This window comes from Blautia sp. SF-50 (assembly GCF_900101315.1).
In the GTDB taxonomy this organism is placed as follows: Bacteria; Bacillota; Clostridia; order Lachnospirales; family Lachnospiraceae; genus Blautia_A; species Blautia_A fusiformis.
This window is the reverse complement of sequence record NZ_FMUW01000018.1, coordinates 43,548-70,270: the sequence shown is the minus strand read 5'-3', so window position 1 is coordinate 70,270 and position 26,723 is coordinate 43,548. Positions and strand designations below refer to the sequence as shown.

Genomic DNA, 26,723 nt, shown 5'->3' with positions numbered 1-26,723 from the left:
AAGACATGAACTTTCGGAGATATCTGTACCGTGGAAAGGTAAATGCCTTGGCAGAAAGTATCCTTTTAGCGATGGGGCGAAATATCAATAAACTTCATTGTAAGATTCAGACAGGAAGGACGGGAAGTCACCTTTTTGCATTAAAAAAGGCATAGATTTTGATAATTGAAAATAAAACAGTTTGAAATAAGGCATGCTGAAAGGGATGCTTAGGGACGAACTGCGCTTGTAAAGAATGGCATCAAAATGGTAATCAATTTCGATGCCATTTTGGCATAAAAAGGGGCTGCCGCCCAGCAAAAATATTTGCTAATGCGACAGCCCCATTTTTTTATTTTTTCTTATTTGCTGCGGATACAGTTGTGTATACACCATCTTCATCGAATGTATAGCTCTTTCCTTTTTTCTCAATGGTACAGTTTTTGTACATGATTCCTGTTTCCGGATCAAAATAATATCTCTTTCCGTCCAGTTTGAGCCAGCCTCTCTGCATCTTTCCATTGGAGCCAAAATAATAGGTATGGCTTTCATTGTTTCCGCTCCATGTATAGAATACCTTTTTGACCATAACGCCGTCACCGCCAAAATAATATACATCATCCCTGCTGTTCATGTACCGCACATGTCTCATCATGTATCCGTATTTGGCCTGAAAATAATAATAGTTCTTTCCAACCTTTTTCATGCCCTTTAATGCATGTCCGTTTTTGTCAAAATAATATTTTTTCTCCTTATAGGTGATCCAGGTATTTTTCACAAGGACTCCATTTTTGTCTACATATCTGGAAATGTTCTTGGAATCCCTGATCAGCCTTGAACGGTACATTCCTGCGGTCTTATGGATATAATATTTCTTATTTTTTACCTGAACCCAGCCGTATTTTTTGACACCATTGACATAATAAAATTTCTTTCCGTTCTCTGTTGCCCAGCCGGTTTTTCCTTTATAGTTGCTGGTATCCGGTCTGGTGGATGCTTTGTAGCCGGTCTGTGCATGCCATCTGGGTGTGATGATCTTTGTATAATCAACATAACCGAAGTCAATATCTACAGTAGAATAAGACGGGATTCCTGCAACCAGACCCTTGGTGGTATTCAGATATCCGCCGCCGTCACCATCGGTGGACTGCCAGATGGTATATTTGTACTTTTTCTTGTCAGGAGCCAGGATCCTATCACCATATCGTGCAAGCCATACATTATACCCTGTCATCTTACTCCAGTCAAGCTTGTTGTCATACCAGTCTGTATTGCAGTAGATCATTGGATGATATCCGGCTTTTTTTACCTCATTGCAGAAGGTTTTTGCCAGATCCGCGATCTGTGATGCGGAAAGATTACGCATCTGATCATATTCAATGTCATAAACCACCGGATAGGATACTTTATATCCATCCATTTTGCGGATGGCAAGCTGTGCTTCCTTCAGTGCCTGCTGTGTATTCAGCGCAAGGCTGTACACATAGGTTCCTGTCGGAACTCCTGCCTTCTCCGCCTGTTTCATGTTGTAATCATATGTCTTATCCAGATGGTTCAGACCATAGGAAATCCTAACAAAGGCAAAATCTACATTAGATTTTTTGACCTGTCCCCAACTGATGGTATCCTGCCACTCGGAAACATCGATCCCACGTGTAACAGCACCTTCCAGCTTCTGGCCGCTTCCGTTATAGCAGACACCGTTGATCTTCTTCCATGCCTTTGAGCTTGCCCTGGAATCCTGTGTTGCCTTCCCGCTGGGGACCTTTTCTTCCTCAGCAACTGCCTCGCTTCGGTCTACGCCTCCGCCGCCCATGGCCATCGCTGTAGTTCCCATTGTTCCGATTCCCAGCAGTGCTGCTATACAACCTGCCACCAGCCATTTCTTCCAGTTTTTCATTTTAGTTTCCTTCCATAAAGTATGTTGTTAATTTGTGCATAACTTTATTATACATATGGAAAAATGGAAAGTAAAGCCATATATGGAAAAAGACCGATGTCAGCTTCATACAGCTGAACATCGGTCTTCGGTTATTCTATATATTTCTTTCTGGTACTGTTCGGTAAAGATCACGGAACTTCCGGGTCTGTAGGATCAAAGTTTCCGGCTCCACGGAAGGTTGCCAGCGGTCTGCGGCCTAACGGTCCCTTGAAGGCTTCATTGTTAACGTATTTTCCGCTGCTGTAAATGTGGATCGTAGAACCGTTACAGTTCTCATATACCCACTTCGCATCAGCCACACAGGTACGGATACATCCGTGAGATGCAGGCTGACCAAGTTTCAGGTACTCACCTGCCGGAAGATTGTAAACACTCCTGGTCGAGCCAGCTACAGAATGGATAAAGATTCCTCCCTGTCCGCATCCGTCAACATGTGTTCCGTACTGTCCCCAGGACGGTCCCATCAGTGGCTGCCATCTCAGACTACGGCTCAGTCTGTATGTACCATCCCATGTAGGTGTTCCGGAGAGACCTACAGAAACACGGATTGTCTTAACCGGAATGGTCTTGCTGCTATTTGTGTATACAGTCATAACACCGTTGGTCTTATCAACCTCCAGGTAATATGGTCCTCCGTAAATATTTGAAACATCATTGCGGCGGTAACCATTCTTATCAAAGTAATACCGTTTTCCATCGATCCATCTGCTTGTATTGGTCAGATACTTGGAACCGCTGTTCGGATCGATATATTTGACCTGATCATAGTAATCGCTGACGATCACCCAGCCGGTGGAAAAACGTCCCTGGCTGTCCAGATAACCATTTACGGAACCACGCTTCATGGATTTATTTGTCACAACGGTATAGTTCCGCAGATAGTACCAGTATTTACCTACCTTCTGCCAGCCTGACTTTTTCAGAACACCGTTGCCGCCTGCATAATACCACTTATTCTGGTAACGGATCAATGTTCTCTTGTACATCCAGCCTCTGTGCGCATTGGCATCTGATGTTGCAAAGAAATAGTATTTTTTGCCGATCTTTGTTTTTCCTGTTGCAAGCTGTCCTGTGCTATTAAAGTAATAGCTCTTTTTGGAGGACTTGTTTGTTATCATCTGGCTCTTATAGTGGTTTCCGTTTTTGTCAAAGTAAAACCATCCGAAGAACTGGCCTTTTGCGTTGGTCACCTTCTGCCAGCCATATTTTTCAACGATCTTTCCTGCTGTGCTTCCGAAATAATAAATCTTGTTGGATGCACCCGGGCAGCCATGCCAGCAGTTCTTCCAGGAAACTCTCTTACCATTATCTCCGAAATAGTATCTGCTGCCTTTGTATTTGACAAGCTTTTTCTTAATGACACGTCCCTTTCTGTCTGTAACATAATATGCGTTATTCTGAGCCTTTGCCATTGTATTCGTCATAACATAGCCACTGGCATTCAACATATACAGATATTTCTTGGACATTACCTTTGATACATAAACACCATGCTTCATGATCTGTCCACGTGTGGCAGCCTTCGGACTACAATAGATAAAACGTTTCTGATTTTTGCTGTTTAAAACATATGTCCATCCGCCATAAAAAAGCTTTCCTGGGATCTCTCCTGCCTTTGATGCCGGCTGGAAGTAATACTGATATGTTGTGGAACCGGTTGTCAGCTTCAGGATTCCTGTTCGCGGTTTTCCGTTACGCATCAGTGTATAATAAGCATTTCCGATCTTCTTGATCTTGCCTGCAAGGTTCTGAGCCTCTATGGATTTGTAATCACCCTGGGAATTATAATAGCGGAAAGCAGTTCCTGTCCATAACCAGTAATTTCTCTTCTGCTGGCCAAGATTGGATGTCCACGGTGTGATCGCTTTTCCGGTGGAATCCGAATACAGGGAAGCCTTGGAACTTTCGAGGAAATACCATTCTGTCTTCTGTGTTCCGGTATAACCTGCTGCACCTGGCTCACGGGTCATGCGGCCGGTTACCAGATATCCGTCTTCATTAAAAAGATAATATCCCACATGTCCGTTGGTATTGATCTTAAGAAGACCATCCTGCGCAGTAAAATAATTATCTTCGATGGAACCTGTTTCTGATCCCTGAGAAGCGTTCCCTTCATCCAGGGCAAGAGTCTCTGCGTTATCTACGCTCTCTGATGTTTCGACTGCCGTCTCTGTTTCTGCGGGTGCTGTCTCTGCGGATGTCTCCTCTGCAGACACTACATCTGCGGATGCTGTCTCTGCAGAAGCTTCTGCTACGGATACTTCCTCTGTAGAAACTTCTTCTGCTGCACCTTCCTCGGCTGCAGTCTCCTGCTCTCCTTCTGCTGGCTCATTCTGGAGTACCTGCGCCTGCTCACTCTCTGCTACGCCATCCGGAAACTCTTCAGTCTGCTGTACCTCCTGTGCTGCTGCAGCTGTTTCGTCCACTGTTTTCTGCTCTTCTTCGCTGCTTTCTGCCGGATCCTCAGAAGCTTTTCCCTCTGGGGCTGCAGATGCAGCAACCTTCTTTTTGCGGAGTCTGTAAAAACCGTTTGCAGAAACCCAGTCACTTGTCTTGGCAACGACTACACCGTTTACCAGTGATGCTCCGGTAGCAGAAGTTTCCTCTGCCTTGTTGTTCTCTACTTTGTTCTGTACTGCGGTATCTGCTGACGGTGCATCCAGCTCCTGTGCATCACCTGCACTGAAATCATCGCCCGGATCTGTACTGTCTTCTGTTGTCGCATCCGGTGCTTCTGTAGCCTCCGGTGCTTCTGTAGTTTCCGGTGTCTCTGTAATCTCCGGTGTTTCTATAACATCCGGTGTCTCTGCGGGGTTCTCCGGTGCAACAGGTGTTTCTTCTGAACTGTCTGTACTGTCAGTACTACCTGTCTGATCCTCTTCTGTCTCCGGCTGCTGTACAGTCGTTTCCGCTTCATCACTGAATACATCCTCAGCCGGATTGCCGGCTGTCTCTGCTGCCATCTGCACGTCTGTACTTCCCAAAGCCGCAGCGCCGGCTTCCAGAGTTCCGCCCATGCATAATGTCAGACTGAGAAAAATTGCCACAACTCTTCTCTTCACAATAATCCCTCCTGATCATGCTGCTGTAAATAATTATTGTATCTGTTACGTATCATTCGCCCAGTCCGCCTTCGATAAGAGCCACAAGCGCATCTATCGCAGCCTGTTCATCCTCACCCTCGCAGACCAGTGTGATCTCATCCCCGCTTTTAACACATGCACCCAGAACACTCAGAACACTTTTGGCATTCGCTGTACCTCCGGCATACTGAAATGTTATGGACGATTTGTATTTTATTGCCTCGCCGCATAAAAGCCCTGCGGGACGAAGATGAAGCCCTGACGGGTTCCTGACCGTTACCTTATAACTTAACATTGCTGCTGTCTCCCTTTATATTACTTATCCTTCAAGCCTTGTCCAAAGCTGTGATTACTTACTGACTACTGCTGTCTACATTGGAAACCTTGGAGATTTTGATCTCGGCGGTTACATCCTCCAGCAGCTTGTAGCCTTCCGGAAGGCTGATTTTGATCGGTACTTCGTAGCTGCCCTCCTCCCAGTCATCCATGGAAAGTGCTGCTCCTACCGACTTCAGATCAAATTGGGAAAGATCTCCGTCTTCCGCCTGCACCTTCAGTTCAATATCCGCAACTTCAAATGCCAGCTGCAGATCATCAGGCAGACCCTTTACTTTGATATCCTCTGTCGGGAAGCTGTATATCTTACTGCCCTCCGGCAGGATATTGACTGTGATCCAGAGGTCCGTACTGGATCCGGATGTCAGCTTAAGGCCATCCGGAAGAAGTTCTGACAGGTTTACTTTCTTTTCCACGTCATTGCTCTTTCCTGAAATATCCACATTCTCATTGTCTAGATAAATGGTATTTCCCTGAAGTTTCAGATTGTTCAGTGCTTCCTCACTTCCGGCTACGCTGAAAGTCTCCGGTACTGTTGTGACGCTATCCACAACATAGCCTTCTGCTGGTTCCCCTGTATATCCCGCACTGATCCGTATATCAGAACGCACCTTCCAGAGCTTTGCCGTAACATTGACTTTTCCATTGTTGTCAAATTTCAGATAGCTCATGGAATTTGATGAAAGAGTGTCCTGATTCTTATCTGTGATAGTCAGTTCTGCGTCCGTGATCATCGTATCCTGATCGATCCCGTCAAGTTTTGAACTTACATCCACACTCACACTATCTATTTTACCAACCAGAGATTCCGGTCCTGTAATACGGACTTTTTCCGGATTTGCGGTGAGCGAAGCAATCTCCAGCCCCTGTGCCGGCTTGCTGTCATCACTGGTAACATTGATCGCAAATTCTTTGGTCACCTTTTTTTCCAGATGGACACTCAGATTCTGCGGTGATACACTAATGTTTTCCGGCAGTATCCCGGAGCAGGTCGCTGTAATGGGAATCATTACAGGATCTGTATCGGTAGACTGGGCCTGCTGCAGATCCGCAACTGCCTTAATATCACTTGAGGTGAGACGGTTGACTGTCTTCCGATCACCTGTAATATAAACACGTACTGAATTTTCACGGTCATCCTGCATGACCATCTCACCCAGCTGATCCACATAAGCTTCGTTGATGATCTGCACATCTGAGATCACAAAGCCTTTCGTAATGATAGGGTCATCAACATTTACTACGATCAGCCACACCAGGATTCCCACAATAATCGACATGATCTTCAAAGGGATGTTCTTAGTCAGATTTTTCTTCATGTTTCACTCTCCCTTTCAGCAGATTTCTCAGCTTACCATTGTCAACAACCTTCTTATTCTGAGCAGAAACAAGTATTTCACGAAGCTGCTTGCTGTTAAGCCCTCTGGACAGTTCTCCGCCTCTGGCCACTGAAACCTGTCCTGTCTCTTCCGAAACAATGATCGTAAGAGAATCCGTAGCTTCGCTGATACCCACACCTGCTCTGTGTCTTGTTCCCAGCTGTTTGCTCAGTTCCATATTATCTGAAAGAGGCAGATAGCAGGTTGCTGCTACCACACGGTTCCCACGTACGATCACCGCTCCGTCATGAAGAGGTGTTTTATGCTCAAAAATATTGATCAGCAGCTGACTGGTAAGGATACCGTCAATATTGATACCGGTTCTCACATATTCGTCAAGCCGGATCTCTTCCTCGATCACGATCAGTGCTCCGGTCTTAACTTCACCCATATCAAAACAGGCCTTTACCAGTTCGTTGATAGTCTTGTCATTGAAACGCTCCTGCACTTCCCTGCCGGAATCAAAGGGAATAATGTTGGAAACAAACTTCTTCTGTCCCAGCTGCTCCAGCGCCTTCCTCAGCTCCGGCTGAAAGATTACGATCACACCGATCACCAGCACATTAGCCAGGTTCCGGAAGATCCAGAGGATCGTATTCATTTTGAAGATATATGCGACCAGGATAAATCCAAGGACGATCAAAATGCCCTTCAGAAGGGTATATGCACGTGTAAATTTGATCCATGCCATAAACTGATATACAAAAAAGGAAATCAGTCCGATCTCAATGATATCTATCACGCCAAATCCCGGAAGGGAAATCTTCCCCAGATATCCGGCCACAACTGTCAGCACATTCTGCATAAGTCTCCTCCTTTCTTCCTGAGCTATTCCAATCGTTCCTGTTTAAAGATCCTTCAGCGATTCCTCCAGCTGTTTTTCGAAATCGATCTTGTCCAATCCCTGCGGTTTCTCACTTACTGTATTTTCGGAAAACATATCCGGCATCTTTACTGTATGCATTTCGTTCTTCTCAGGAAATACATCATCACTGAAAGACACAACATTGTCTTCTTTTTTTTCTTCTTTTACCGGCTCCGCATTGATCTTTTTGATGCTTCTCTCAGAAGTGGCGACCGTTGCCTTCGGAACGGCTTTTACGTAGTAATAGTACTCATCATCCTCATATTCCAGACGTTCTGTTCTGCTGTAATCTCCGCCAAAAACAAAGAACTCCAGAACAAATCCTGCCAGTACGGAAATCACTGTGGACAGGATCATCGGCACCATGGCTACCGTAATACTAATGCAGAAATCTCCGGCAAGGATAACCAGGATATAGATCACGCCGCCGGCAATGACAGCGATCCTCCATGCATAATCAAACGCCCGTGTTCTCAGAAGGTTCACAAACAGGATCACTACCACAAACGCGATCACCGTGATCCACATTGCCCAGTTGTGGACAAGTCCGTCAGAGATCAGCTTCAGTTTTTCTGTGATCTCTGCGGCAGGATCACTGAGTGCCGCCGACTGTGCATGTACAAACCGTATAAAATAATAGATCACAACACCGCATCCGGCCGGAAGCGCTGACAATGCACTGCCCAGCAGGCCTGCTCCGATCGGCATAAGTGCAGGAACACCAAATCCGAAGGAAAGTGGTGTAAGGATCATTGCAAGATTCTGTGACCTGCTGAATCTTAGGAACAGGATCAGCATAAACAGAATAAGAAGCAGCATAAATCCTGCCGTTTCGATCCCGACTGCATAACAGTGCCCGATCATCAACGCAAATCCCATAAACATCATCACGGAAACCGGAAGGATCGAACATACAAGCGCCAGGATCAGGACAACAAAAATATTATCCAGCTGTTTCATGTAGCCCATATTGCTGTTGATCCAGAGAAAATAGGCAAATGCCAGAACAAACTTCAGGACCGGCAGTATATATACTTCATATTGTCCGTAAAATCTTTTGATATTCTGTTTGATCTCAAGTAAAGCTGTCATTTTCTATGTCCTCCTGCATTTCTCCGGACCGGATTTCTTTTTTCCTCCCGCCCGTAGATTTTTTCCAGTCTTGTAAGATCCTGATAATATTCCCTGACACTTTTTTTTGCCCGGAAATATTTCACAGAATACTGGATGTAGGTCAGTATCGAATATACAACAAGCACGATCAGATAACCGACGATGATATAGATTCCAACCTCGACCAGATTAATCTTATTCACATTATCCATAAGATATTCGCTGAAATATGCGGCAACACCTGCAAGTCCCAATATATATCCGATCGTTACCAGAAAAAAGTTTCTGATCAGTGCAAGTCCAATATAATCACTTCGATAATATCTGCTCACCGGAAGATACTTCCTGCCTTCTCCATGCTCATACATGGCCAGACGGTTCATGATCTTCACTTTTTCTTCATTTACCATAAAAATAACTCCTCATAAGCTTTCTTTATCAGGAAAATCCCCGATATATGATCTGCATTACGCTTTCCATACAGTTATACTGTTTAACTGCAATCAAATTTATTGTAGCATAGTTCCATACCTATGAAAAGTGTTTTTTCGGCTGTTTCATGCCCTTCCTGCGCATATTGTCAGAAAATAAACTTTCTCTGCACCGGCCTCAAGAAGACACATTGCCATGGCATCTGCCGTACTTCCTGTTGTGTATACATCATCCACCACAAGTACAGAAAAACCGGGGATCTTTTCGGTTACCTGATATGCATTTTTCAGGTTCTGACGCCTCTGTATGGCATTAAGTTTTTTCTGAGATCTTGTGCTTCGTATCTTCTTTACCAGATGCCCATTCCATGGGATCCCTGTAAGAACACTGAGCCTTTCTGCCAGATATGCTGCCTGGTTAAAACCTCTCATCCTTTTTTTTCTGGGATGCAGAGGAACGGGAACGATCAGATCAGGCTTCCACCGTTCCAGATATTTTTTTCCGAAGACGCTCATTGCCTTTGCATAAAAATCCCCATATTCCCGACATCCGTAATACTTAAATCGTACCAGAGACTGTCTCCAGACCTCTCCGTACCAGAAAATACTTCTGCCCTCCGTAAAATGATGGGCACCCTTGCGGCAATCTTCACAGTATTCCTCTTCCATTTTTACCGGTCTTCCGCATTTCATACACCTGGGACCGGATATAGGCCTGACCTTTCCGGAACACTCCGGGCAAATCAGCCGGTCTTTTTCTTTCAGTATCTGATGACACAGCGGGCATTTTTTCGGGTAAAGCATGTCCAGTAAAAAATCTGCTGTTTTTTTCAAGAAAGTCCTTTCTCCCCGATGGCGCTCTCTTTCTGTTCAGATTCATCCAGCTCCCGGATCCGTCTGTCCAAAGAGCTGTATCTCTGCTGCTGTTTTTCATTACGGATCATCTCCGCAAAAGTGGTCTCGCTGCCTACTACGGTAACACATTTTCTGGCTCTGGTCACTGCTGTATACAGAAGATTCCGATTCATCAGCATCCTTGGTCCGGAAAGGATCGGAAGGATCACTGCCGGATATTCTGAGCCCTGGGACTTATGTATGGTCACTGCATAGGCAAGTTCCAGTTCCTCAAGCTGTTTGAAGGAATATTCTGCCTGTCTGCCATCCTCAAATTCCACGGTGGCCGTTTCCGCAAATTCATTGATCTCCGTCATAATACCGGTATCTCCGTTAAACACGCCCACACCTTTATCCACAGGAATCTTGTATCGTCCAAGGATTTCCCACTCCAGCTGGTAATTATTCTTCACCTGCATCACCTTATCCCCTTCACGGAAAAGACGCTGTCCGATCTCTTTCTCCTTTTTCTTTTCATCCGGCGGGTTCAGATATCTCTGAAGGATCTGGTTCAGCCGCTCCACACCTAAAAGTCCCTTACGCATAGGAGTGAGCACCTGGATCTCATAGGGCTTTGCATCTACATAACGCGGAAGCTTCTCCTGGATCAGTGCGATCACCACACGGATAATGATGTCCGCATCATATCTTTTCAGAAAAAAGAAATCCCGGCTCTTGTTATTGATGGTCACCTGCTCGCCCCGGTTGATCTTATGTGCATTCACCACAATATCACTTTCAGATGCCTGGCGGAAAATCTTTTTCAACTCTACTACCGAAAAACAGCCGCTGCGGATAATATCCCTCAGAACATTTCCAGGGCCTACGCTGGGAAGCTGATTTTCATCACCTACCAGGATCAGTCTGGTCCCTGCTGTCACTGCAAGAAGCAATGAATGCATCAGTGCGATATCTACCATGGACATCTCATCAATGATGATCACATCCGCTTCCAGCGGATTCTCCGAATTCCTGTCAAAATGAACTGCACGGCCTTCCTGCTCTTCCTCCGGCATCCCGTTCAGCTCCAGAAGTCTGTGGATCGTCTGAGCCTCGTATCCTGTAGCCTCTGTCATTCGCTTGGCTGCACGGCCGGTGGGAGCTGCAAGCCGCAGCTCAGCGCCTTCCTCTTCAAAATAACGGATAATCGCATTGATCGTTGTAGTCTTTCCGGTTCCCGGCCCACCGGTCAGAATGAACAGACCATGACTGGCAGCTGCCGCCACTGCCTGTTTCTGCATTTCATCTAACCGGGTTCCTGTCTCCTTTTCGATCCTGTTGATCCGTTTCGCCATCATCTCCTCATCTTCCGGGCAGAGGATGTTCAGCTCACAGAGCATTCTGGCTGAATTCAGCTCAAGATAATAATATCGTGTGGGATAGACAACTGCACCGTCTTCTGTTTCTTTCAGGATCAGTTTCCGGTCTACTACCATATCCATGAGATGTTTTTCCATATAGGAGGAATCTACTCCCAAAAGTCCGGATGCCCTGGAAAAAAGTTCCTCCTTCGGGAGATAGATATGGCCTTCTCCTGAAGCCTGTAGGAGAGTATACAACATTCCGCTTCTTATCCTGTAATCTGAATCTGTATGGATCCCGATCCGGGAAGCGATCTCATCTGCGATACGGAATCCCACACCACTGATATCCTCTGCAAGGCGATACGGATTCTCCTGCAGGACTCCATATACAGTCTGCCCATATTTCTGATAGATCTTTGCGCCAAGATTCAGCGATATCCCGTATTTCTGGAGAAAGATCATAGCGCGGCGCATATCTGCTTTCTCCGTCATCTGTTCTGCGATCTCCATGGCCTTTTTTTCGCTGATTCCCTTGATCTCAGCCAACCGCTCCGGTTCTTCCTCCACAATACGCATGGTATCATCGCCGAAACGACGTACGATCCTGGCTGCCAGTGCCGCACCGATCCCCTTGATCGCGCCGGAACCCAGATAACGTTCCATGGCCAGTGCATCCTCCGGCATTTTTTCCACGTAGGAGGCTATCTGAAACTGTTTACCATACACCGGGTGTGTTGTATAATTTCCGGAAGCTTCAATGGCAGCCCCCTGGGTGATCGCAGGAAATGTTCCCACACAGGTCAGTTCCTGTTCCTCTTCCATCCCTTTCAGTACCATGACCGTATATCCATTATCTTCATTCCGGAAGATCACATGATCTATATATCCTGTAACTGTCTCACTCATTTTCTTCTCCATCTGTAAACCTCTGATAACAGCAAAAGGCACTGCAGCTGCAGCGCCTTATCTGTATGAGTTTCCTTCGGCAGTCTCTTCTCTGCTCCTGTGCCGTCCAGACGACTCATAACGGTTTACATCCTTGACATGATTTCCGCATATTTTCCTGTTCCTGCAGCCACTACAAGCATTGCATCCTGTACCGTCAGTGTGCTGACTCCTGTTTTCTGCTCGATCAATGCATCCATTCCATGCAGCATGGCACCTCCGCCTGTAAGAACGATTCCTCTGTCCATGATATCTGCCGCCAGCTCCGGCGGTGTTTTCTCAAGAACGCCATGGACTGTCTCTACGATCTGTCCGGTCGTTTCCCGCAAAGCGGTCCGGATCTCCTCAGAAGTCAGTGTTGCCACCTTCGGAAGTCCTGTGATGATATTTCTGCCCTTGACCTCCATCGTGCGAAGATCCGCTTCTTCACTGGCTGTTCCGATCTTGATCTTGATATTCTCCGCTGCATCCTCCCCGATAAAGAGGCTGTGCTTCTCACGTACATAATTCATGATCGCATGATCAAAATTATCTCCTGCAACCTTCACAGATGCGGAAACAACCACACCTCCTACGGATACGACCGCAACATCCGTGGTCCCTGCACCGATGTCCACGATCAGATTGCCAAATGGCTTGGTAATGTCTACACCTGCCCCGATAGCAGCAGCGATAGGCTCGTCCACAAGAAAAACTTCCCTGGCTCCTGACTGATAGGCAGCTTCCTCAATTGCTTTACGCTCAATCTCCGTGATCCCGCTCGGAACACTGATGCTGACTCTCGGCTTCCGGAACGCTCTCCGTCCCATAGCCTGTGAAATAAAATATTTCAGCATCTTTTCCATTACATTATAATCTACGATCACACCTCTTCGGATTGGCCAGATCACTTCCATATTGGAAGTCAGATGGCTTGCCATCTGTCTGGCTTCCTCACCGATTGCTCTGATCTTCTCTGTATCTTTATCATAAACAACCACAGAGGGCTCTCTTAAAACGATTCCCTTGCCTGTGGAAAACACCAGACTGTTTCTGGTTCCCAGATCGATTCCAATATCCTTTGCCGGCATAAATCCTCCCGCCTGCGTCATACGCATTCTGTATGCTGACGCATTTCTGACTTATTCTGTTCCAGTCTGTGCCGGAACGTTCCCGCACTTCATTATATACAAAACCACAGAAATTGAAAAGAACTTTTACCGGTTATTTCTGTTCCAGATATTTTTTCACATATTTACCGGTGTAGGAAACCGGATTCTCTGCTACTTCCTCCGGAGTTCCTCTGGCAATTACCGTTCCGCCTCTGTCACCGCCTTCCGGTCCGATATCAATAATATGATCCGCCGTCTTGATCACATCCAGATTGTGCTCAATGACCACAACGGTGTTTCCTCCTTCAGACAGACGGCGCAGGATCTCGATCAGCTTGTGGACATCCGCAAAGTGCAGTCCTGTGGTAGGCTCATCCAGGATATAGATCGTCTTTCCGGTACTACGCTTGCTGAGTTCTGTGGCAAGCTTGATACGCTGTGCTTCTCCTCCGGAAAGAGTGGTGGAGGGCTGTCCCAGACGGATATATGAAAGTCCTACATCATACAGGGTCTCGATCTTTCTCCGGATCGACGGTACATTCTCAAAAAATGTCAGTGCTTCTTCCACAGTCATATTCAATACATCATAAATGCTCTTGCCCTTATACTTCACTTCCAGAGTCTCACGATTGTAGCGTTTGCCCTTGCAGACTTCGCAAGGCACATATACATCCGGAAGAAAATGCATCTCGATCTTGATGATTCCGTCACCGCTGCAGGCCTCGCACCGTCCGCCCTTGACATTAAAACTGAAACGGCCTTTCTTGTAGCCCTTTGCCTTGGCATCTGCGGTAGCTGCAAAAAGATCACGGATCTGGTCAAAAACTCCGGTATATGTGGCAGGATTGGAACGGGGAGTTCTTCCGATCGGGGACTGGTCGATATTGATCACCTTATCCAGCTGATCGATACCCAGGATGTCATCATGTTTCCCGGGGATCACTCTGGCACGGTTCAGGTCTCTGGCAAGTCTCTTGTACAAGATTTCATTGATCAGAGAGCTCTTACCGGAGCCAGAAACACCTGTGATACAGGTCATCACTCCCAGAGGAATATCTACGTCGATATGCTTCAGGTTGTTCTCTGCCGCACCCTTTATATGAAGAAATCCGGTTGGTTTCTTCCTTACTTCCGGTACCGGGATCTTCAGCCTTCCGCTTAAATAAGCTCCTGTCACAGACTGCTCATTTTTCATCAGATCATCAGCTGTCCCCATTGCGACCAGTTGTCCGCCATGTTCTCCGGCTCCGGGGCCGATATCGATGACACAGTCTGCCGCACGCATGGTATCTTCATCATGCTCCACCACGATCAGACTGTTGCCAAGATCACGGAGACGCATCAGTGCCCCCAGAAGCTTGTCATTATCTCTCTGGTGAAGCCCGATACTCGGCTCATCCAGGATATATGCAACCCCCACAAGCCCGGATCCGATCTGTGTGGCAAGACGGATCCTCTGAGCTTCTCCGCCGGAAAGGGTTCCGGTAGCTCTTCCAAGTGAAAGATACTCCAGGCCAACCTCTGCCAGAAATCCAACCCTGGCGCGGATTTCCTTCAGGATCTGTCTTCCAATAAGCTCCTGCTGCTTTGAAAGCTTCAGATCGCGGAGAAAGCCCTGCAGCTTCTGTACCGGCATATTGGTCACTTCATAAATATTCTTATCCGCCACGGTCACTGCCAGTGACTCCTTCTTCAGCCTCTGTCCCTTACATGTGGTGCACGGAGTAATCCGCATAAAGCTCTCGTATTCCTGCTTCATGGCCTCGGAACCGGTTTCACGGTATCTCTGCTCCACATTGCGGATCAGTCCCGGGAACGCCACATCGTAAACGCCCTCTCCCCGCTGTCCTTTATAATAAACCTTCACAGAATGACCGCCGGTACCATGGATGAGGATATCCTGGACTTTCTTCGGATACTCACAGAAAGGTGTATCCAGAGAAAATTCATATTCCCTTGCCAGGGCATCCAGGATCGCTCTGGAAAAGCTTCCCTGCGTGGTACAGGACTGCCATCCGAGAACAGCGATAGCTCCTTCATTGATACTCAGCTTCTTATCCGGGATCATCAGATCGATATCAAATTCCATCTTATATCCAAGACCCAGACACTGCGGGCAGGCACCAAACGGATTATTAAAAGAAAAGCTCCTGGGTTCGATCTCATCAATGCTGATGCCGCAATCCGGACAGGAAAAACTCTGACTGAAATTCAGAAGCTTCCCGTCCATAGTGTCTACTACCAGCAGACCATCCGCCAGATCCAGCACGGTTTCAATGGAATCGGAAAGACGCTTCTCTATTCCCGGTTTCACAATAAGTCGATCCACAACGATCTCAATGTTATGTTTGATATTCTTATCCAGCTTGATCTCCTCAGAAAGCTCATAGAGATTTCCGTCGATCTGCACTCTCACATATCCGCTTCTTCTGGCCTGATCCAGAAGTTTAACATGGGTTCCCTTGCGGCCCCGCACTACCGGTGCAAGAAGCTGGATCTTCTGGCGTTCCGGAAGCGTCATGATCTGATCCACCATCTGATCTACCGTCTGTTTGCGGATTTCCCTTCCACATTTGGGACAGTGCGGGATTCCCACACGGGCATACAGAAGTCGGAAATAATCGTAGATCTCCGTTACCGTACCTACTGTAGAACGGGGATTCCGGTTCGTTGACTTCTGATCAATGGAGATTGCCGGCGGAAGGCCCTCGATACTCTCCACATCCGGTTTCTCCATCTGTCCCAGGAACTGCCTCGCATAGGAAGAAAGTGACTCCATATAACGTCTCTGTCCCTCTGCATAAATGGTATCAAATGCAAGAGATGACTTACCGGAGCCGCTGAGTCCGGTAAGTACCACAAACTGGTCTCTGGGAATATCGACGCTAAAATTCTTAAGATTATTCTCATTGGCTCCGCGTATCCTGATAAAACGCTTCTTATCGTTTGCTTCTGCTGACATGAAAGCCTCCTACTCTGTCCGGTCATAAAAAATACTCCGGTATTCTTCTCAACAGCAGAATCTACCTCTCTTATTCCGCTGTAAAACTTCTGATTTTTTATCAGTATACTGCCAGAACATCCGTTCGTCAAGGTGAAAAAATCGACAAATTTTTCTACAGCAGAAAATCCGCCATCACTCCATTGCTCACATGGATTCCCTTTCTCGAAAGATATATCCTGTCTCCTTTTTGTTCCAGCATTCCGATCTCCAGATGTTTTTTCAGGACCTCTCCGTAAACGTTTTCCATATTTTTTCCGAAATATTCCGCAAACGCTTCCATTGAAACGCCCTCTGTCATCCGAAGCCCCAGAAACATAAACTCAGCCATCTCATCTACCTCTGTAAGGCTTTCCATATTCTGGCGGATCTTATCCGGAAACGCACTGTTTCCAATATATTCCTTCATATCCGCAGTATTGGAAAAACGCATATGCTCCAGAAGTGAAGACGCCCCAAGTCCCAGTCCCAGATAATCGATCCTCTGCCAGTATCCCTTATTATGACGGCATTCCCGTCCACCTTTCGCATAATTGGAGATCTCGTACTGATGAAACCCATATTCCTCCAGGATTCCTGCCGTATTCTCATACATACGATACTCTGTATCCTCATCCGGCAATTTCAGCTTTCTCTCCCCGAAAGGAGTGCCTTCCTCAATGATCAGACTGTAGGCGGAAATATGTTCCGGCGAAAGCCCTGCCACCGTGCGGAGATTTTTTTCCCAGTCTGCATAGGTCTGTTCCGGAATGGCACTCATCAGATCGATATTGATGTTGGAAAAGCCTGCATCCCTTGCCATAAAAAAGCTCTCCTGAAACTCTTCCCACGTATGGATCCTTCCAAGGATCTTTAATTCCCGATTCTGCGGGGACTGAAGCCCCAGACTCAGCCGGTTGATCCCGTGTTCCAGATATATTTGAAGTTTTTCTTTATATAAAGTCCCCGGATTTGCTTCGATGGTGATCTCAGCATCCGGGGCCACAAAAAACTTATTTCTGATCTGATCCAGCATCTCTCCAACAAGAGACGGATCCGGCACGGAAGGTGTTCCTCCGCCGATAAAAACTGTGGTGATCTCCCTGTCCGAAAAATCCGGAACAGCAGCGATCTCCCTTTCCAGAGCCTGGAAATATTCCTGCTGTCTCTCTTTTCCGGCAGGTCCGGAAAGGAAATCACAGTAATCGCATTTTTTTACACAAAACGGAATATGGATATAGAGCTCCAGCGGTTCTTTCACCTCATTCTCCATCCATGGCTCCTTCCTCTCCACCACTACCTGATGTATCATTATCCTCATCAGAGCTTGTATCTTCACCGGCACTATCCGCATTATCCGTACTTCCGTCTGAAGCAGCCGGTGTCGGTGTCACGCCATCGATCCCCAGTGCCTCGCTGCCGTTTTCTGCCAGGTACTCATTGACCATTGTCAGATTTCCATTGCTCGTCACTGCATCCGGATCTACGGTTTTCGGATCAGGAGTGGCAGTCGGTTCCGGCGCTGTACTGATTTTGATCACACTTTCCTCTTCTGCATTTTTCTTCTTTGAACCACATCCGGTAAGCAGAGCTCCTGTTATAGCCAGAAGTCCTGCTGCCAGAAACAGTTTTTTTATATTTTTTTTCAAAAAGTCATCTCCTATTTATCATCCAGCTTCAGGACACTCATAAATGCCTTCTGCGGGATCTCCACGTTACCTACCTGACGCATACGTTTCTTACCTTCCTTCTGTTTTTCCAGAAGCTTCTTCTTACGGGAGATATCTCCACCGTAACACTTGGCAAGTACGTCTTTACGCATGGCTCTTACCGTCTCTCTGGCAATAACCTTGCTTCCGATAGCTGCCTGGATCGGGATCTCAAAGAGCTGTCTAGGGATCTCGTCTTTCAGCTTCTCACACATCTTTCTTCCGCGCTCGTAAGCAGTATCTGCATGCACGATAAAGGAAAGAGCATCCACTTCTTCTTTATTCACAAGGATATCCAGCTTCACAAGCTCACTTCTCTCATATCCGTCCAGTTCGTAATCCAGGGATGCATAACCTCTGGAACGTGACTTCAGTGCATCAAAGAAATCATAAATGATCTCGTTCAGCGGCAGTCTGTATTTCAGGAGTGCACGGGTTTCTTCCATATATTCCATGCCTTCATACTGACCACGTCTCTCCTGGCAGAGATCCATGATCGCACCAATGAACTCTGTGGTTACCATGATCTCCGCCTTCACCATAGGCTCTTCCATGTATTCGATCTCTGAAGGATCCGGAAGGTTGGTGGGATTGGTCAGCTCGATGATCTCACCATTGGTTTTATAGACCTTATAGATAACACTCGGTGCTGTAGTTACAAGATCCAGGTTATACTCTCTCTCCAGACGCTCCTGGATGATCTCCAGATGAAGAAGTCCCAGGAAGCCGCAGCGGAAACCAAATCCAAGGGCGACCGATGTCTCCGGTTCATAATAAAGGGAAGCATCGTTGAGCTGAAGCTTCTCCAGTGCGTCACGGAGATCGCCGTACTTGGCACCATCTGCCGGATAAAGGCCACAATAAACCATAGGGTTTACCTTCTTATATCCCGGAAGCGCCTCTGCACAGGGGTTGTCCGCATCCGTTACCGTGTCACCCACGCGGGTATCACGGACATTCTTGATGCTGGCTGTGATATATCCGACCATACCTGCTGTCAGCTCGTCACATGGGATAAACTGACCCGCTCCAAAATATCCAACCTCCACAACCTCCGTGGTGAATCCGGTCGCCATCATATGGATCCTCGTGCCCTTTTTCACACGTCCGTCCTTCACTCTGCAAAATACGATAACACCCTTATAAGGGTCATAAACAGAGTCGAAGATCAGAGCCTTCAGAGGTGCATCCACATCCCCCGCCGGCGCCGGGACCTTATTGACGATCTGCTCCAGGACCTGGTCTACATTCAGTCCTGTTTTTGCGGAGATCTGCGGTGCATCCTGCGCTTCGATTCCGATCACATCCTCGATCTCATTGATAACACGCTCCGGATCCGCACTTGGAAGGTCGATCTTGTTGATCACCGGAACCACATCCAGATCATGGTCCAGTGCCATATATACATTGGCAAGTGTCTGAGCTTCGATTCCCTGTGCTGCATCCACAACAAGGATCGCTCCGTCACAGGCAGCAAGGCTTCGGGAAACTTCATAGTTAAAGTCCACATGTCCCGGGGTATCGATCAGGTTAAAAATATACTCATTTCCGTCCTTGGCTTTGTATACAATACGAACCGCCTGGGATTTGATGGTGATTCCTCGTTCTCTCTCAAGGTCCATGTTATCCAGAACCTGGGCCTGCATTTCCCTCTCGGTAAGAAGTCCCGTCATCTCGATGATACGGTCCGCAAGTGTTGACTTGCCATGGTCGATATGTGCAATGATACAAAAATTCCGAATTTTACTCTGGTCTATCATTCAGGAAGTCCTCCTTAAATTTCTCTCGTATAAAGCGTTCAGAACGCATATTTTTCCATACTGCTCTTTATCATATCATATTTCAGCCTTCTTTGTCACTGCCTTTCAGAACTCTGTTTAAGATATCTGCAAATGGTTCCATGGCATTTCGGACTTCCTCCACGGTATTTGTCTGTGCTCCGGCCTCCAGAAGCAGGGCCCGTGGCTTAAGATGTAGATTATAGCGAAGACCTGCCAGATAGATCCCCCGGTAAAGATCGGGGTAATACTGTGCCGCCTGATATTCTAGCTGAAAGGAAAATGCCAGATTCTCTTCTATGTAAGGATTGGGCAGATAACTCACTGCCCCCTGACTGACTGTATAGCTTAATCCATTATAAAAAAGCAGCTGAGCAGTAGGTTTTCCATTCACCTGCGTTACCAGATGACGCTCATCCGGCACACCATCTCTGTGAAGGTCGATCACAACTTCAATGGTGGGATTTTCTTCCAACACTTTTTCTATGGATGCCCTGGCATAATCATAAGCCTTGCTCCTGTCCAGTGTTCCTCCCATCATATCAAAGGCATCTGTTATATGAATGACCTGGTATCCATATGTTTTTTCCAGAAGTTCAGTAAGATGATCTCCCACTCCTACGATGGTGTCCTCAGTCTGTCCTTCTCTTGAATCTGCAAAAGCCTCCTGGGAATGGGTATGATAGATCAGGATCTGGGGTACCGATGAATCCTTTTTAACGGACAGATCCTCCTTCAGAAAACGGGGCGCACTGATCTGCTGCGCATTCGTTTCCGTATTGGAATCCAATATAAAAAACTGATTCATCACATAGTCAAAATCTGCCAGTTTCGCCTGAGACAAGTCAATCTGCGGATGTGGCAGTGCCACAGTCTCCTGTTCCTTCGCAGTATTTTCACCGGATTGGTTCTCCTCTGACGGAGGAGTCTCCGGTTCTGTGTCCCCCGGCTCCGTAGCTTCCTGTTCTGAACCTCCTGGCTCTGTAATTTCTGGCTCAGCAACTTCCTGTTCTGTATTTCCCTTAACAGTCTCCTTTTCATTTTTTTTGCCGGCAGAGGATTTTTCCCCTGCCATTTCTGCCTCTTCCGCTTCTTTCTTTTGGATTTCTTTTTTCTTTTGAAGCTCTTCTTTCTTCTGAAGGGCTTCTTTCTTCTCCACTTCTTCCGCCTCGGCCATCAGCAGCGTCTCCTGCTCTTTTCGGTTCTCTGCTTCCACTTCTTCACCCAGATGCTCTGCGTTTTTTTCCTGCAAAAGCATCTCTGTTTCCCGGTCTCTGCCATTTTCCTTCTGCAGAGCTTTCTTTTCCAGAAAGCAATACAGCGGCAGCTGTCTGTAGATCTCACCATGCCTGAAAAAATCTCCCGGAAGGACAGCCACCACACCCAGGAAGATCAGGCTCAAAACCACGCAGAAAGCCCTCTGGATATTCGTCACCCACGATCACCTCTTATGGTATTTTATGACCTGTCCTCTTCGATTAGACTATCGGAAAAAGCCAGATTCAGTCCCTCGGAAATGGTAAAGCTTAAATATCGTACCGTTTCATCCACATCCTTTGGTGTTACAAACATGGTGTAAAGCTTCGGCGAGATCATTTCTTCCAGAAATTCCTTCTGCTCATCCTCCTCCAGTGCCTCCAGAAGCTCTGCCATGGAATCATGGACAATAGTAGCCGCATCCACCACAGTCGGAACACCGATCCCGATCACACGGACCGAAAGATTTTCTTCATTCAGGCCTTCCCTGTGATTCCCCACGCCGGAGCCCGGACTAATCCCGGTATCCGTGATCTGGATCGTCCGGTTAAGTCTTGTCGTACTTCTGGCCGCCAGCGCATCTACGGCGATCACCAAATCCGGCTTTGTCTCCGAAACAACACCCCGAACAATTTCCAGAGTTTCCATTCCGGTCTGTGCCATCACACCCGGAACGATCCCGCTGATCTGATGCATTTTCATATGTTCATTGCTCTTCAGCCCATATTCCCGGATCACATGCCTTGTCATATGAAGATTGGAAACTGCACGGGGGCCAAGGGAATCCGCAGTGATCTCCTGATTTCCAAGGCCTACCACTAGGATCGACTGCTGCCGTCCGAGATCGATCAGCTCCCTCAAATGATGTGCCACCTCTTCCGAGATCTCCCTGTGATAATCCTCATCCGGAACGGAAAGATCTGGTGCCTCAATGGTAATATAGGTTCCCTGTGGTTTTCCCATGGTCCTGGCTCCGTTTTCCGTTGTGATCCGCACTACGGTAGTCCGAACATCCTTTTCCTCATCGTATCTTTCCCTGATCTCTACTCCATGTACTTCTACATTTTCCTCCTGAAATCGTTCCGTTGCTTCCAGTGCCAGGTCTGTTCTGATTCTGCTCCTTCCAGCCATACTCTCATCCTCTTTTTCTGTAAGATTGCAAAGACTTTTTCGCTGCTGCCTGCAGCTTTTCCGGTGTTTTCCCTTTTACTATTTCCCCTTTTGCCATAAATATGTATCTTTTTACCTTTTCCCCACAGCATCTGGTATTTTTTGCATATTTTTTTGGAATTTTTGCGAAAAACATCTTGACATTCCTGTGCACGTATAATAATATATATAAGCATGTTTCATAGGAGCGCCCGTGTCTGTTCCTGTGAATGTAATTTAATATTATATTTTTAAGGAATCGGAGGTGTACGAATTGGCTAACATTAAATCCGCAAAGAAGAGAATCTTAGTTAACAGCACTAAGGCTGCAAGAAACAAAGCAATCCGTTCTGCAGTTAAGACTTCCATCAAGAAAGTTGAGACAGCAGTTGAGAATAAGGATAAGGCAGCTGCAGAGGTTGCTCTTAAGGACGCAATCTCCACAATCAGCAAAGCTACATCCAAGGGCGTTTATCACAAAAATAACTGCGCCAGAAAGATTTCCCGTCTTTCCAAAGCTGTCAACAGCATTGCGTAATAGACCACGGAATATTTTAGTTATAAGCTTATAAGTAAAAGGAAAGACAGTCGAACCGTCAGCGACTGTCTTTTTTGTATATAGATTTCTGTTTTGTATATAGATTTCTGCATTGACCAAAAGGAGTTTTTTATGATATCCCATCCCTTTCCCTACCGCATTATCCGCAGCAGCCGGAAAACCCTGGCAATCCAGGTCAGCGTTTCCGGTCAGGTGACTGTCCGCGCTCCACACACAATGCCAGATTCCACCATCCATCGTTTTCTCTCCCAGAAAGAAGGCTGGATCCTGGAGCATCTCTCACACGCTGCCACTGAGCCGGTACAGCCCCAGGCTGAAAACCCGCCTCTTTCGGAATTCCGCCGCAGTTATTATATGGAATCCGCCAGAAAAATATTCAAAAGAAAAACCGCAGTCTACGCCAGAAAAATGGGCGTAACCTACGGCCGTATCACGATCCGGGAACAAAAAACCCGCTGGGGAAGCTGCACCAGCGAAGGAAACCTGAATTTCAACTGGCGGCTGATCTTCGCCCCGGAAAAAGTCCTGGATTATGTTGTAGTACACGAACTTTCCCACAGAAAAGAAATGAATCATTCCCCTGCCTTTTATGCAGTGGTGGCATCTGTGATGCCGGAGTATAAAGCCTGCGAAAAATGGCTCAGGGACAACGGAGCGACCCTGTGGCAGAACCCGTCTCCGTAAAACTCAGGCTCTCACTGCTCTCGCCGAGCTGTACTTCACGATCAGAAGCTCCACGCTGAGCACATCTCCAAGTGTACCTGTCTTTACCGCCTCTTCCGCATCCACAAAATCCCGCACAGCATTCTCCAGCTCTTCCACAGTGTAGGATCTGGCACAGGATGCCAGGTTCCGCACAACAAAAGAGGGTACTCCCAGTTTGGAAGCGATCTCGGTTTGAGAAAGACCCTCCTGTGACATTTTCTTGGTCAGGCAGATCTGACGAAACTGTTTCGCCAAAAGAAACAATATCCGCATCGGCGGCTCCCGAAGAGTCAGAAGGTCATAGTACAGATTCAGGGCCCGCTTCTGGTTCTTCTCCGTCACCGCACGCACCATATCAAAGATCTTATTGGTTGTCTGCGTGGTACAGACAGCCTGGATATCTGCAGCCGTCACAATATCTCTTCCGACCGTATAGGAGATCAACTTTTCCAGCTCCATCCTTATATTTCCCATATCTGTTCCCGTCATGGTCAGCAGAAGCTCCACATCTCTCTGGGTGATCCTGCGGCCATTTTTTCCAAGGATCCCTGCTGCCCACCGCATAAGAGTCTTTTCATCCTGCTGTTTAAATTCCCCGATGCTGCCGCAGGCTTTTACCGCCTTGTACATACGGCTTCTTTTATCTACTTCAGACTCGCAGAACACCAGATACAGATAATCCGGCAGAGCTTTCATATAATCTGCCAGTTCCTCACATTTGTTCTTAAAGAATCCCGTATCCTCAAGAAGGACTACTCTTCGCTCTGCAAAAAATGGCATGGTATCACAAAGACTCAAAAGCTCCCGGACATCGATCCCCTTCCCCTCATATCTGGTAAAATTCATGGTATCATCGTCCGGGTTCAGAGCCTTCACCAGATTTCTTTTATATTGTTGTTTCAGATAGGCTTCCTCACCGTAAAGGAGATATGCCTGCTTAAATTTTCCTGTTTTAATATCTTCCTGAATATTCTTCAATCTCTGTACCCCTGTCTGATTTTCTCTGTAATCCAGTTTATACGACAACTGCCGGAAATGCAACACCCAAGCAAAAATTTGACTTTCCACCGGATTCATGCTACTGTAAACAGGTACATATTCCGGCAGATCCGTTCTGTCAGCGAAATATGTGGAAGGGAGTGTTCCATTATGGAAAAAAGAAGAAACAGCAGAACAAGCAACCTGAAGAGCGCAACCACCAAGGCCAAAGCTACCGTGAAATCAACTGTAGAAAAGATTGAAAAAACACCTGCAGCTGAAAAAACCGTTAAAGCAGTCAAAAAGGCAACAGAGACTGTAGCAGCCAAGGCACCAGAAGTAGTAGAAGAAGTTAAGAACACTGTAAAAAATCATAAGATCAGCGGCATCACACTTGAAATTTTTGAGACATCCATCACAGTTGCCGACCTTGAGGCAGCTGTTAAGAAAGATGCAGAAGCAAAGGGCCTGAAAGGCAAAGAGCTCCACATCTATGTAAATGCAGAAGAAAGAGCAGCTTACTACACTGCTGACGGAGAGGGTTCCGACGATTACAGGATCGATCTGACCACTCTGTAAGCTCCGGCGGATCTGTTCCGCGATCGCTTATATGCCGGTCTGTCTGTGACATTCCGGAAACGCAAAAAAGCCATGCACAGGACATTTTCATCCGGTCCCGCTGCATGACTTTTCTTTTTTATCTTTTACTGGATCTTTTTGATCCAGTCTCTGGAGCAGCCTACTGCAGCTCTCCAGCCTTTTACCATGGCATTTCGCTTCTCGTCATCGATCTCCGTGCGGAAAATACGTTCCACATCACGGCTTTCCAGTACTGCCTCCTTGCTTTCCCAGAATCCCACAGCAAGACCTGCCAGATATGCGGCACCAAGAGCAGTTGTCTCAATACATTCCGGACGTTCTACAGCCACATTACTGATATTGGCCTGGATCTGCAGAAGAAGGTTGTTTGCACTTGCTCCGCCGTCTACACGAAGAACTGCAAGGTCACTTCCTGCATCTTCCTTCATAACCTCCAGCACATCATTGACCTGATATGCAAGGGATTCCAAAGTCGCACGCACAATATGATACTTATTTACACCACGGGTCAGCCCCACGATCGTGCCGCGGGCATACTGATCCCAGTAGGGAGCTCCAAGTCCCGTAAACGCAGGCACGACGTAGCAGCCGTTTGCATCCGGTACCTTTCCCGCAAAATACTCGGTATCCGATGCGGAATCCACCAGATGAAGCTCATCACGAAGCCACTGGATCGCAGCACCAGCCACAAATACGGATCCCTCCAGAACATAAGTGATCTCTCCGTTAAGTCCCCATCCGATGGTTGTAACCAGCCCGTTATTGGAAAATACCGGTTTATCTCCTGCATTCATCAAAAGAAAGCCACCGGTTCCATATGTATTCTTGGTTTCACCTTTCTCAAAGCAGGCCTGTCCGAACAGCGCCGCCTGCTGGTCCCCGGCAGCACCGGCTACCGGGATCCTTCCACCGAAAAAGGATGGATCTGTCTCACCATAAATCTCACTGGACTCTTTTACCTGCGGGAGCATGCATTTCGGAATATCAAGCTCTTCCAGGATCTCATCATCCCACTCCAGTGTATTGATGTTGAACATCATCGTTCTGGATGCATTGGAATAATCTGTTACATGAACAGCTCCCTTGGTCAGCTTCCAGATCAGCCAGGTCTCCACGGTACCAAACAGAAGCTCTCCCTTCTCTGCTCTTTCGCGGGCACCCTCCACATTATCCAGGATCCATTTTACCTTGGTGGCAGAAAAATACGCATCAATAACAAGTCCTGTTTTCTGACGGAATTTTTCTTCCAGTCCCTTTGCTTTCAGACTGTCGCAGTATTCTGAAGTTCTTCTGCACTGCCATACGATGGCATGATAAACCGGCTGTCCCGTATTCTTATCCCAGACAATAGTAGTCTCTCTCTGATTGGTGATACCGATTGCTGCAATATCTTCTGCCGTTGCCTCAATCTGGTTCATAGCCTCTCTGGCAACAGAAAGCTGTGTGGACCAGATCTCACCTGCATCATGCTCTACCCATCCTGGTTTTGGAAAATGCTGGATAAACTCCTTCTGCGCCACACTGCGGATCCTTCCGCTTTCATCAAAAAGAATACAGCGGTTACTGGTCGTTCCCGAATCCAGCGCCATAACATATTTTGCCATATAAAAATCCTCCAATACATTTCTTGGCTGCGGCTCAATGCC

At 46.9% G+C, this 26,723-nt stretch carries 22 protein-coding genes; 3 read left to right on the top strand and 19 right to left on the bottom strand.

What is annotated here, in order from left to right:
• Positions 1-331: 331 nt before the first annotated feature.
• The 17 genes from BLP57_RS11935 to gpr all read right to left on the bottom strand — a co-directional run bounded on the left by BLP57_RS11935 (position 332) and on the right by gpr (position 22,217).
• The gene (locus BLP57_RS11935; RefSeq protein ID WP_092071972.1) at positions 332-1,879 is read right to left on the bottom strand and encodes a GH25 family lysozyme; all 1,548 of its coding nucleotides are present in this window, start codon (positions 1,877-1,879) and stop codon (positions 332-334) included.
• 170 nt (positions 1,880-2,049) lie between these two features.
• The gene (locus tag BLP57_RS11930) at positions 2,050-4,983 is read right to left on the bottom strand and encodes a L,D-transpeptidase family protein (RefSeq protein ID WP_092071969.1); all 2,934 of its coding nucleotides are present in this window, start codon (positions 4,981-4,983) and stop codon (positions 2,050-2,052) included.
• Positions 4,984-5,035: 52 nt separating this feature from the next.
• Complete coding sequence (locus BLP57_RS11925; protein WP_015527424.1) at positions 5,036-5,299, bottom strand: HPr family phosphocarrier protein; 264 nt, start codon at positions 5,297-5,299, stop codon at positions 5,036-5,038.
• 58 nt (positions 5,300-5,357) lie between these two features.
• On the bottom strand, positions 5,358-6,659 hold the full coding sequence (locus tag BLP57_RS11920) for a CdaR family protein (RefSeq protein ID WP_015527425.1): 1,302 nt from the start codon (positions 6,657-6,659) through the stop codon (positions 5,358-5,360).
• Positions 6,640-7,524: a diadenylate cyclase CdaA gene (gene cdaA, locus BLP57_RS11915; RefSeq protein ID WP_092071967.1), complete on the bottom strand. Its 885-nt coding sequence runs from the start codon at positions 7,522-7,524 to the stop codon at positions 6,640-6,642. The genes BLP57_RS11920 and cdaA overlap by 20 nt, the downstream gene beginning before the upstream one ends.
• A gap of 42 nt (positions 7,525-7,566) precedes the next feature.
• On the bottom strand, positions 7,567-8,676 hold the full coding sequence (locus BLP57_RS11910; RefSeq protein ID WP_092071964.1) for a hypothetical protein: 1,110 nt from the start codon (positions 8,674-8,676) through the stop codon (positions 7,567-7,569).
• The gene (locus tag BLP57_RS11905; protein ID WP_015527429.1) at positions 8,673-9,107 is read right to left on the bottom strand and encodes a hypothetical protein; all 435 of its coding nucleotides are present in this window, start codon (positions 9,105-9,107) and stop codon (positions 8,673-8,675) included. The genes BLP57_RS11910 and BLP57_RS11905 overlap by 4 nt, the downstream gene beginning before the upstream one ends.
• A gap of 147 nt (positions 9,108-9,254) precedes the next feature.
• Positions 9,255-9,932 carry a ComF family protein gene (locus BLP57_RS11900; protein ID WP_092071990.1) on the bottom strand — a complete coding sequence of 226 codons (678 nt, stop codon included), beginning with the start codon at positions 9,930-9,932 and terminating at the stop codon, positions 9,255-9,257.
• 26 nt (positions 9,933-9,958) lie between these two features.
• The gene (recD2, locus tag BLP57_RS11895; RefSeq protein ID WP_092071987.1) at positions 9,959-12,232 is read right to left on the bottom strand and encodes an SF1B family DNA helicase RecD2; all 2,274 of its coding nucleotides are present in this window, start codon (positions 12,230-12,232) and stop codon (positions 9,959-9,961) included.
• The gene (locus BLP57_RS18465; RefSeq protein WP_255363781.1) at positions 12,229-12,351 is read right to left on the bottom strand and encodes a hypothetical protein; all 123 of its coding nucleotides are present in this window, start codon (positions 12,349-12,351) and stop codon (positions 12,229-12,231) included. The genes recD2 and BLP57_RS18465 overlap by 4 nt, the downstream gene beginning before the upstream one ends.
• A gap of 6 nt (positions 12,352-12,357) precedes the next feature.
• Positions 12,358-13,341 (bottom strand): rod shape-determining protein, encoded by a 984-nt coding sequence (locus BLP57_RS11890; protein ID WP_022426956.1) that lies wholly within the window; start codon positions 13,339-13,341, stop codon positions 12,358-12,360.
• Positions 13,342-13,474: 133 nt separating this feature from the next.
• Entirely contained in the window at positions 13,475-16,324 is a 2,850-nt protein-coding gene (gene uvrA, locus BLP57_RS11885; RefSeq protein WP_092071961.1) for an excinuclease ABC subunit UvrA, read from the bottom strand.
• A gap of 154 nt (positions 16,325-16,478) precedes the next feature.
• The gene (gene hemW, locus BLP57_RS11880) at positions 16,479-17,615 is read right to left on the bottom strand and encodes a radical SAM family heme chaperone HemW (RefSeq protein WP_092071958.1); all 1,137 of its coding nucleotides are present in this window, start codon (positions 17,613-17,615) and stop codon (positions 16,479-16,481) included.
• A complete protein-coding gene (locus tag BLP57_RS11875) occupies positions 17,605-17,991 on the bottom strand; it encodes a hypothetical protein (protein ID WP_021651885.1) in 387 nt (128 codons plus the stop codon). The genes hemW and BLP57_RS11875 overlap by 11 nt, the downstream gene beginning before the upstream one ends.
• 11 nt (positions 17,992-18,002) lie before the next feature.
• Positions 18,003-19,811 (bottom strand): translation elongation factor 4, encoded by a 1,809-nt coding sequence (lepA, locus tag BLP57_RS11870; protein WP_021651884.1) that lies wholly within the window; start codon positions 19,809-19,811, stop codon positions 18,003-18,005.
• An 82-nt stretch (positions 19,812-19,893) separates the two neighbouring features.
• Complete coding sequence (locus BLP57_RS11865) at positions 19,894-21,264, bottom strand: stage II sporulation protein P (RefSeq protein ID WP_237972249.1); 1,371 nt, start codon at positions 21,262-21,264, stop codon at positions 19,894-19,896.
• A gap of 23 nt (positions 21,265-21,287) precedes the next feature.
• Entirely contained in the window at positions 21,288-22,217 is a 930-nt protein-coding gene (gene gpr / locus BLP57_RS11860) for a GPR endopeptidase (RefSeq protein ID WP_092071954.1), read from the bottom strand.
• Between the two features lie 292 nt (positions 22,218-22,509).
• Between gpr and rpsT the strand changes: the two genes are divergently transcribed.
• Positions 22,510-22,773: a 30S ribosomal protein S20 gene (rpsT, locus tag BLP57_RS11855; protein WP_022426951.1), complete on the top strand. Its 264-nt coding sequence runs from the start codon at positions 22,510-22,512 to the stop codon at positions 22,771-22,773.
• A gap of 132 nt (positions 22,774-22,905) precedes the next feature.
• A complete protein-coding gene (locus BLP57_RS11850; protein ID WP_175442982.1) occupies positions 22,906-23,478 on the top strand; it encodes a M48 family metallopeptidase in 573 nt (190 codons plus the stop codon).
• A gap of 3 nt (positions 23,479-23,481) precedes the next feature.
• Here BLP57_RS11850 and holA read toward each other — a convergent pair whose 3' ends face one another.
• On the bottom strand, positions 23,482-24,477 hold the full coding sequence (holA, locus tag BLP57_RS11845; RefSeq protein WP_092071951.1) for a DNA polymerase III subunit delta: 996 nt from the start codon (positions 24,475-24,477) through the stop codon (positions 23,482-23,484).
• Between the two features lie 171 nt (positions 24,478-24,648).
• On the opposite strand from holA, the gene BLP57_RS11840 reads away from it, so the two are divergent.
• The gene (locus tag BLP57_RS11840; RefSeq protein WP_015527442.1) at positions 24,649-25,056 is read left to right on the top strand and encodes a DUF6465 family protein; all 408 of its coding nucleotides are present in this window, start codon (positions 24,649-24,651) and stop codon (positions 25,054-25,056) included.
• Positions 25,057-25,181: 125 nt separating this feature from the next.
• Here the strand turns inward: BLP57_RS11840 and glpK are convergent, their stop codons facing one another.
• Positions 25,182-26,681 carry a glycerol kinase GlpK gene (gene glpK, locus BLP57_RS11835; protein ID WP_022426947.1) on the bottom strand — a complete coding sequence of 500 codons (1,500 nt, stop codon included), beginning with the start codon at positions 26,679-26,681 and terminating at the stop codon, positions 25,182-25,184.
• Between the last annotated feature and the right edge of the window lie 42 nt (positions 26,682-26,723).